Below are 8,088 nucleotides of genomic sequence, written 5' to 3'. Positions count from 1 at the left end.
AAAAAAGAGAGGGACTTTTGCGTTCCTCTCTTTTCAATGTTAGCTTTATTATTCAGCCTTCTGCTCCTCTGCAGGGGTTTCAGCAGGTGCCTCAGCCTTCTTTGCACGGCTGCGGCGGGTTGTCTTCTTGGTCTCTTTCTGAGCTGCAGTAGCGAGAGCGGCCTCGTTGAAATCAACAAGCTCGATAAGAGCCATCTCAGCAGCATCTCCCTGACGGAAACCAACATGAAGGACTCTGGTATAGCCACCCGGACGGTCTGCGATCTTTGGTGCGATAGTGCGGAAGAGCTCAGAAACAGCGTTTTTGTCCTTGAGATAGCTGAATACGACACGACGGGAGTGTGTTGTATCTTCCTTTGACTTGGTGATGAGAGGCTCTACGTATGACTGAAGAGCCTTAGCCTTGGCAACGGTAGTCTCGATCCTCTTGTGGAGGATGAGAGAAGATGCCATATTGGCCATAAGGGCTTTGCGGTGACCACTCTTGCGGCCAAGGTGGTTGATTGCTTTATTGTGCCTCATTGTTATACGGTGTGATGATTCTTGGGTTCGATATTATACTTAGTTACGTCCATTCCGAACGAGAGCTTCATCTTCTCTACGAGCTCATCGATCTCGCTGAGTGACTTACGACCAAAGTTCCTGAACTTCATGAGCTCAGACCTTGAGTAAGAAACGAGGTCAGCGAAGGTATCGATGTCAGCAGCCTTAAGACAGTTGTACGCCCTTACAGAAAGGCCCATGTCTGAAAGCTTGGTGAGAAGGAGATGCCTTGTCCTGAGTGACTCCTCATCCAGCTCCTTAGAATCTGACTCGACGCTTGGCTCGAGAGCCACCTTCTTGTCATCAGTAAAGAGTCTGAAGTGGTAGATAAGGATATTTGCAGCTTCCTGAAGAGCATTGATAGGAGAGATTGAACCGTCGGTAGTGATCTCGAGGGTCAACTTCTCGTAGTCAGTCTTCTGCTCGACACGCCAGTCATCCTGAAGCCAGTTGACGTTGACGATAGGAGTATAGATAGCGTCGACAGCAATTGTTCCGAGAGGAGCATTTGCGTCACGGCTCTCGTCTGCAGGGACGAAACCCCTACCCTTAGTGATGGTGAGGGAGATCTCGAGCTTCACTGCAGTCTCGAGTGAGCAGATGTGCTGTTCAGGATTCAACACCTTGAAGGAAGACAATCCCTTGGAGATATCCTCTGCGGTAAACTCCTGCTTACCGCTGATTACGAGGTTTGCAGTCTCAGTGTCAACCGTATCAACCATCCTCTTGAAACGTACCTTCTTGAGGTTGAGGATGATATCCTGCATACCCTCAATGACGCCAGCGATGGTGCCGAACTCCTGGTCTACACCGGAGATCTTGATTGAGCTGATAGCAAAACCTTCCAGAGACGAGAGGAGAATGCGACGAATGGCGTTACCGATGGTCTGTGCGTAACCAGGCTCAAGAGGCCTGAACTCGAAACGACCCACGGTATCTGTGCCCTCGAGCATAATCACCTTGTCGGGTTTCTGAAATGCTAAGATTGCCATATTGACTTCTTTTTGGTGTTAATTATTACTTAGAGTAGAGCTCGACGATAAGCTGCTCGTTGATGTTCTCAGGAATCTCCTCACGAACTGGAGTGTTGAGGTACTTACCACAAAGAGCCTTTGCATCAAACTCGATCCAAGAGTACTTGGTTGCTGATGCTACGCTGTTGGTGATAACCTCAAGGCTCTTAGAGCGCTCACGAACTGCTACAACCTCACCTGGCTTAACGATAGCTGAAGGGATGTTGCAGATCTCACCGTTGAGGGTGATGTGGCAGTGTGAAACGAGCTGACGAGCAGCTGCACGTGTAGGAGCGATACCCATACGGTATACGATGTTGTCGAGGCGGCTCTCAAGGAGAATAACGAGGTTCTCACCCTTCTGGCCCTTCATGCGTGATGCCTTCTCGTAGAGGTTACGGAACTGGCGCTCAAGCACACCGTAGGTATATTTTACTTTCTGCTTCTCTTTGAGCTGAGTACCATACTCAGATACTTTCTTACGCTTGCGAGCGAGACCATGCTGGCCAGATGGATAGTTCCTCTTTTCGAAGTTCTTATCTGGGCCGAAGATAGGCTCACCGAATTTACGAGCGATCTTGGTACTAGGTCCTGTATATCTTGCCATAGTAATTTCTTCTTTAAAAAACGATCAAAAAATTAAACTTTACGACGGCCTTTTGGACGGCATCCGTTGTGTGGCATTGGAGTTACGTCTACGATCTCGGTAACCTCGATACCTGCACCATGGATAGTTCTGATAGCAGACTCACGTCCCTGACCAGGACCCTTTACATATGCCTTCACCTTGCGGAGACCAAGATCGTACGCAGTCTTTGCGCAATCCTGAGCTGCAACCTGTGCTGCATATGGAGTGTTCTTCTTTGAGCCACGGAAGCCGCTCTTACCTGCTGAAGACCAGCTGATAACCTGTCCTACGCTGTTAGTAAGAGTGACGATGACGTTGTTGAAGGTTGATGAAATATGAGCCTCGCCATAAGCGTCAACCTTGACAACCCTCTTCTTTGTTGTTGTTGTTTTCTTTGCCATAATTCATCAATGTTATTTAGTTGCTTTCTTCTTGTTTGCAACAGTTTTCTTCTTACCCTTCCTGGTACGAGCATTGTTCTTGGTGCTCTGGCCACGTACTGGGAGACCGTTACGATGACGGATTCCCCTGTAGCAACCGATATCCATCAAACGCTTGATGTTAAGCTGGATTGAAGAACGGAGCTCACCCTCGATCTTGTACTCAGCACCGATGAGGGCACGGATAGCAGCAACCTGCTCGTCATTCCAGTCACCGCACTTGATGTTCCAATCGATATCGCAGGCAGTAAGAATCTTCTGAGCAGAGCTGCGACCGATTCCGAAGATATAGGTAAGACCTATCTCTCCACGTTTGTTGTTAGGTAAATCAACACCGGCTATTCTTGCCATAATCTATGTTTACTTAATTTGTTATACAATTAATGGATTAACCCTGGCGCATCTTGAACTTTGGGTTCTTCTTGCAGATCACATAAAGACGACCTTTACGCTTTACGATCTTGCAATCTTCGCTGCGCTTTTTGATGGAAGCTTTTACTTTCATTTCTGTAAGGTTTTATTTGTATCTGAAAAATATTCTTCCTTTTGATAAATCATAAGGTGACATCTCCACTTTTACACGATCTCCAGGAAGGATCTTGATATAATTCATTCTCATCTTACCGGAGATATGGGCGAGAATCACGTGACCGTTCTCGAGTTCAACTTTGAACATCGCGTTTGGAAGGGTTTCCACGATCCTGCCCTCCTGTTCGATGGCTGCTTGCTTTGGCATTAAAATATCACTTTAAAATTTAACACTTAAATATTCTCAATGAATTCAAAGGTAGACAACTGCTCCGCGTGACCTTTCCTGACTACGACAGTGAGCTCGTAGTGAGCCGAGTTCTTACGGTCTGCCGTGTGTACTGCCCAACCATTTCTTGCAAGATACACACCGCGGGTGCCCGCGTTGATCATAGGCTCGATGCAGATGGTCATTCCCTCGACGAGCTTGCTTCCCTTACCTGGCTTTCCATAGTTAGGGACGCCTGGATTCTCGTGCATGTTCCTTCCGATGCCGTGGCCTTCGAGCTCACGGACAACTCCGAAACCGAATGACTCTGCGTACGTCTGTACTGCGTTGCCAATGTCACCAGTACGATTACCTGCAACGGCCGCGGCAATACCCTTATAGAGGGATGCCTTCGTCACATCAAGGAGCTTACGGGTCTCAGCATCCACTTCCCCGACAGGGAAAGTGTACGCTGAATCACCGTTCCATCCTTTATACAACGTTCCGCAATCCACTGATACGATATCGCCTTCCTTAAGCACGTAATCCGAAGGGAATCCGTGTACGACGACATCATTCACCGAGATGCAGAGAGCTGCAGGAAAACCGTCATAACCGAGGAAGCTTGGTATCGCACCGTTGTCACGGATAAAGGTCTCAGCCACCCTATTCAACTCGAGAGTTGTCACACCAGGAGCGACTATCTTACCGACCTCCGCCAATGTCTTGGAAACGAGAATTCCGTTCTCGCGCATCAGCTCGATCTCTTCCTCTGTCCTTGGTTTAATCATCTATCAAAGAACTATTAAAAATTACATTCCGGAACGTCCTGTAAGACGGCCAGTCTTCATGAGACCGTCATAGTGACGCATAAGCAGATGGCTTTCAATCTGCTGGAGGGTATCGAGAACCACACCTACAAGGATCAGGAGGGAAGTACCACCATAGAAGCTTGCGAACTGGTTGTTCACACCGCAAAGGATTGCGAGTGCAGGGAGGATCGCGATGGCTGCGAGGAAGAATGAGCCAGGAAGGGTAACCCTATCCATGACGTCGTCAAGGAACTTGACAGTCATCTTACCAGGCTTTACACCAGGGATGAAACCACCGTTCTTCTTCATATCCTCTGCCATCATGGTAGGATTTACGGTGACAGCAGTATAGAAATATGTGAAGATCACAACGAGAGATCCGAATAAAAGATTATACCAGAAACCGGTATAGTTGCTCAATGTCGCAGCGAGACCACGGGTAGCGTCGAAGCGAGAGAAAAGGAGCGGAGCAAGCATAAGCGCCTGAGCGAAGATGATAGGCATCACGCCGGCAGCGTTTATCTTGAGAGGGATGTACTGGCGTACACCACCGTACTGCTTGTTACCAACGATTCTCTTAGCATACTGAACAGGAACCCTGCGGACAGCCTGTACGAGTGCGATCGCTGCTACGAAGACGAAGAAAAGCACGAGAAGCTCGATGATGAGGAGGATCACGCCACCTGCGTTTGAGTTGAGTTTCTCAAGGATTTCAGCAACAAGAGCATGAGGGAGTCGAGCGATGATACCGATCATGATGATGATTGAGATACCGTTACCGATACCACGGTCGGTGATACGCTCGCCAAGCCACATCACGAACATGGTTCCACCGATGAGGATCACTGTAGAGACGATGTTGAAAGCGAAGTTGCTCCAACCAAGCTTGTTTACAGCGAGGAATGCATCAGCTGGAATCTGATTGTGAAGGTTGGCCATGTAGGCAGGGCCCTGGATGCAGAGAATCAGGATGGTCAAGTAGCGAGTCATCTGATTCATCTTCCTACGGCCACTCTCGCCCTCCATCTGGAGCTTCCTGAAATAAGGAACGAATACTCCGAGAAGCTGGATGACGATCGATGCCGAGATGTACGGCATCACACCAAGTGCAAAGATCGAAGCGTTACCGAACGCACCACCAGAGAACATGTTCAGGAGACCTACGAGGCCCTCTGAAGATGTTGACTGAAGGCGAGCAAGCTGCGTCGGATCGATACCCGGAAGCACGATGAAGCTACCGAGACGATAGACGAGCAGCAGGAGGACTGTATAGACAATCCTCTTGCGGAGCTCCTCAATCTTGAAGATGTTCTGAATGGTCTGAATGAATTTCTTCATCTTAATTATTCAATTGTGTTTGCCTTACCACCGACAGCCTCGATCTTAGCGATAGCTGACTTTGAGAAAGCGTTTGCAGATACTTCGAGCTTAGCGGTGAGCTCACCGTTGCCAAGGATCTTCACGAGCTGGTTCTTGTTTACGAAACCTGCCTCACGAAGAGTCTCGAGGGTGATAACCTCAACACCTGCAGCCTCAGCGAGAGTCTGGAGAGTTGAAACGTTGATACCCTTATACTCTACACGGGTAGGATTAGTAAAGCCCCACTTCGGAAGGATTCGCTGGATAGGCATCTGGCCACCCTCGAAACCGATCTTGCGTGAGTAACCTGAACGTGCCTGAGCACCCTTGTGACCACGGGTAGAAGTTCCACCGTGACCTGAGCCCTCACCACGACCGATTCTCTTCTCTCTGCCTCTTGAACCCTCAGCAGGGGTCAAATTATTCAATTTCATCTTTCGGTCCTCCTTAGTTAATTTCTTCAACTTCGACAAGGTGGAGAACTTTCTCTACCATGCCCTTAGATACTGGGTTGAGCTCTACTTCAACAGTCTGATGAAGCTTGTGGAGACCAAGTGACTGGAGATTTGCGATCTGCCTCTTGGTTGCACCGCTTCTGCTCTTTACCTGAGTGATTCTGAGTTTTGCCATAATCTGTGTCCTCCTTAACCTTTAAATACACGACTCATAGGAATACCACGGAGGCCGGCAACAGTGTAAGCGTCACGAAGCTCGGTGAGAGCTGCAACGGTAGCCTTCACAAGGTTGTGAGGGTTTGAAGAACCCTTTGACTTTGCGAGGACGTTGTGAACGCCGACTGAATCGAATACTGCACGCATCGCACCACCTGCCTTTACTCCAGTACCAGGAGCTGCTGGCTTCATGAATACACGTGCACCACCGAACTTGCACTCCTGCTCGTGAGGAATGGTACCGTTGAGGATAGGAACCTTTACGAGGTTCTTCTTTGCATCCTCGACACCCTTTGAAATGGCGGTAGTTACTTCGTTTGCCTTTCCAAGACCATAACCTACAACGCCGTTCTCGTCACCAACTACTACGATGGCAGCAAAGCTGAAGTGACGACCACCCTTAGTAACCTTGGTTACACGCTGGATGGCTACCAACCTGTCCTTGAGCTCAAGGTCAGAGGTCTTTACTCTTTTAACATTTGTATTTGCCATAGTCTTTTAGAAAATTAAGCCACCTTCGCGGGCAGCGTCTGCCAAACTTTTAACTCTTCCGTGATAGAGGTAACCTCCACGGTCGAAAGACACAGTGGTGATACCTGCTGCGAGAGCGCGCTCTGCAACCTTCTTACCGACGATAGCAGCAGCCTCGATGCCGCTCTTGCCCTTGCACTCTACTGCAAGCTCCTTGTCATTTGAAGCGGCAGCTGCGAGAGTCATACCCTTCAAATCATCAACAACCTGTACGTAAATCTGCTTGTTGCTTCTGAAAACAACCATTCTTGGTCTTTCAGCAGTACCATTAACGACTTTGCGGATACGGTAGTGAATTCTTTTTCTTCTTTCAATTTTATTCAATGCCATAACTCAATCTCCTATTATTTAGCACCTGCTGACTTACCAGCCTTACGACGAAGCTGCTCACCAACGAACTTAATACCCTTACCCTTATAAGGCTCTGGCTTACGGAATGAACGAATCTTAGCTGCCACCTGGCCAACGAGCTGCTTGTCAGCTGACTTGAGGATGAGAACAGGGTTCTGACCCTTCTTTACAGCCTCAGCCTCAGCCTTGACCTCTGCAGGAAGCATGAGCTGGATCTCGTGTGAGAAACCGAGGGAGAAGATAAGCATCTGACCCTGAACGTCTACACGATAACCGACACCGACAAGCTCCTGCTTGATGGTGAAGCCCTCAGATACGCCGACAACCATGTTGTTCACGAGAGCACGATAGAGACCGTGGAGTGAACGATGCCTTGGAAGATCGGTAGGGCGAGTAAACTTAATTTCATTTCCCTCAACGGTCACGGTGATATCTGGGTCAACCTTCTGACTCAGGGTGCCGAGAGGTCCTTTAACCTTAACCACGTTACCGGCTGCAACCTCAGCGGTTACGCCAGCAGGAAGGCTTACAGGCAATTTACCAATTCTTGACATTTTAAAAAGTGCTTTAGATTAATATACGTAACACAATACCTCACCACCGACGTTGAGCTCCTTAGCTTCCTTGTCAGTGATAATGCCCTTTGAGGTTGAGAGGATAGCGATACCGAGTCCATTGAGGACGCGTGGCATGTTCTCAACATCTGAGTAACGACGGAGACCTGGACGAGACACACGCTCGATCTTCTTGATCGCAGGGGTCTTGGTCTGTGGGTGATACTTAAGAGCGATCTTGATAGTTGACACAGGAGTACCCTCTACCACCTTGTAGCTGAGGATGTAACCCTTCTCGCAAAGAATCTTGGTGAGAGCGACTTTCATCTTAGATGAAGGGATCTCGACAATCTTCTTGCCTGCGCTGTAAGCGTTGCGAATCCTGGTCAGGAAATCTGCAATTGGATCAGTCATTTTTTTGTTTGTTTTGTAGAAACCGGCGTCGTGTGA

General features: G+C 48.6%; 15 protein-coding genes. All 15 read right to left on the bottom strand.

Features of this window, described 5'->3' with window-relative positions; genetic code table 11:
• Positions 1–48: 48 nt before the first annotated feature.
• Genes rplQ through rpsH form a run of 15 tightly spaced genes read right to left on the bottom strand, consistent with a single transcriptional unit; the run spans position 49 to position 8,052 of the window.
• A complete protein-coding gene (rplQ, locus tag AC06ND_RS00330) occupies positions 49–522 on the bottom strand; it encodes a 50S ribosomal protein L17 (protein ID WP_475677001.1) in 474 nt (157 codons plus the stop codon).
• A 2-nt stretch (positions 523–524) separates the two neighbouring features.
• On the bottom strand, positions 525–1,535 hold the full coding sequence (locus AC06ND_RS00325; protein WP_475677000.1) for a DNA-directed RNA polymerase subunit alpha: 1,011 nt from the start codon (positions 1,533–1,535) through the stop codon (positions 525–527).
• 25 nt (positions 1,536–1,560) lie between these two features.
• A complete protein-coding gene (rpsD, locus tag AC06ND_RS00320; protein WP_475676999.1) occupies positions 1,561–2,163 on the bottom strand; it encodes a 30S ribosomal protein S4 in 603 nt (200 codons plus the stop codon).
• A gap of 32 nt (positions 2,164–2,195) precedes the next feature.
• Positions 2,196–2,585, bottom strand: coding sequence for a 30S ribosomal protein S11 (rpsK, locus tag AC06ND_RS00315; RefSeq protein WP_475676998.1), 390 nt, complete (start codon positions 2,583–2,585; stop codon positions 2,196–2,198).
• A 12-nt stretch (positions 2,586–2,597) separates the two neighbouring features.
• Positions 2,598–2,978, bottom strand: coding sequence for a 30S ribosomal protein S13 (gene rpsM, locus AC06ND_RS00310; RefSeq protein ID WP_475677002.1), 381 nt, complete (start codon positions 2,976–2,978; stop codon positions 2,598–2,600).
• A 34-nt stretch (positions 2,979–3,012) separates the two neighbouring features.
• Positions 3,013–3,129, bottom strand: a complete 117-nt coding sequence (ykgO, locus tag AC06ND_RS00305) for a type B 50S ribosomal protein L36 (protein WP_021927169.1) — start codon at positions 3,127–3,129, stop codon at positions 3,013–3,015.
• A 12-nt stretch (positions 3,130–3,141) separates the two neighbouring features.
• A complete protein-coding gene (gene infA, locus AC06ND_RS00300; protein WP_475676997.1) occupies positions 3,142–3,360 on the bottom strand; it encodes a translation initiation factor IF-1 in 219 nt (72 codons plus the stop codon).
• 26 nt (positions 3,361–3,386) lie between these two features.
• On the bottom strand, positions 3,387–4,151 hold the full coding sequence (gene map, locus AC06ND_RS00295; protein ID WP_475676996.1) for a type I methionyl aminopeptidase: 765 nt from the start codon (positions 4,149–4,151) through the stop codon (positions 3,387–3,389).
• 21 nt (positions 4,152–4,172) lie between these two features.
• On the bottom strand, positions 4,173–5,510 hold the full coding sequence (secY, locus tag AC06ND_RS00290) for a preprotein translocase subunit SecY (protein ID WP_475676995.1): 1,338 nt from the start codon (positions 5,508–5,510) through the stop codon (positions 4,173–4,175).
• A 5-nt stretch (positions 5,511–5,515) separates the two neighbouring features.
• The gene (rplO, locus tag AC06ND_RS00285; RefSeq protein ID WP_475676994.1) at positions 5,516–5,965 is read right to left on the bottom strand and encodes a 50S ribosomal protein L15; all 450 of its coding nucleotides are present in this window, start codon (positions 5,963–5,965) and stop codon (positions 5,516–5,518) included.
• A 13-nt stretch (positions 5,966–5,978) separates the two neighbouring features.
• A complete protein-coding gene (gene rpmD / locus AC06ND_RS00280; RefSeq protein ID WP_475676993.1) occupies positions 5,979–6,161 on the bottom strand; it encodes a 50S ribosomal protein L30 in 183 nt (60 codons plus the stop codon).
• A gap of 14 nt (positions 6,162–6,175) precedes the next feature.
• Positions 6,176–6,694: a 30S ribosomal protein S5 gene (gene rpsE / locus AC06ND_RS00275; protein WP_475676992.1), complete on the bottom strand. Its 519-nt coding sequence runs from the start codon at positions 6,692–6,694 to the stop codon at positions 6,176–6,178.
• A 6-nt stretch (positions 6,695–6,700) separates the two neighbouring features.
• Positions 6,701–7,063 (bottom strand): 50S ribosomal protein L18, encoded by a 363-nt coding sequence (gene rplR, locus AC06ND_RS00270; protein WP_475676991.1) that lies wholly within the window; start codon positions 7,061–7,063, stop codon positions 6,701–6,703.
• Positions 7,064–7,077: 14 nt separating this feature from the next.
• A complete protein-coding gene (rplF, locus tag AC06ND_RS00265; protein ID WP_475676990.1) occupies positions 7,078–7,638 on the bottom strand; it encodes a 50S ribosomal protein L6 in 561 nt (186 codons plus the stop codon).
• 18 nt (positions 7,639–7,656) lie between these two features.
• Positions 7,657–8,052: a 30S ribosomal protein S8 gene (gene rpsH, locus AC06ND_RS00260; RefSeq protein WP_475676989.1), complete on the bottom strand. Its 396-nt coding sequence runs from the start codon at positions 8,050–8,052 to the stop codon at positions 7,657–7,659.
• Positions 8,053–8,088 lie beyond the last annotated feature (36 nt).

The organism is Candidatus Cryptobacteroides sp. (genome assembly GCF_056207615.1).
Note: the sequence above shows the minus strand (reverse complement) of the source record. Positions and strands in the feature narration are given on the sequence as shown.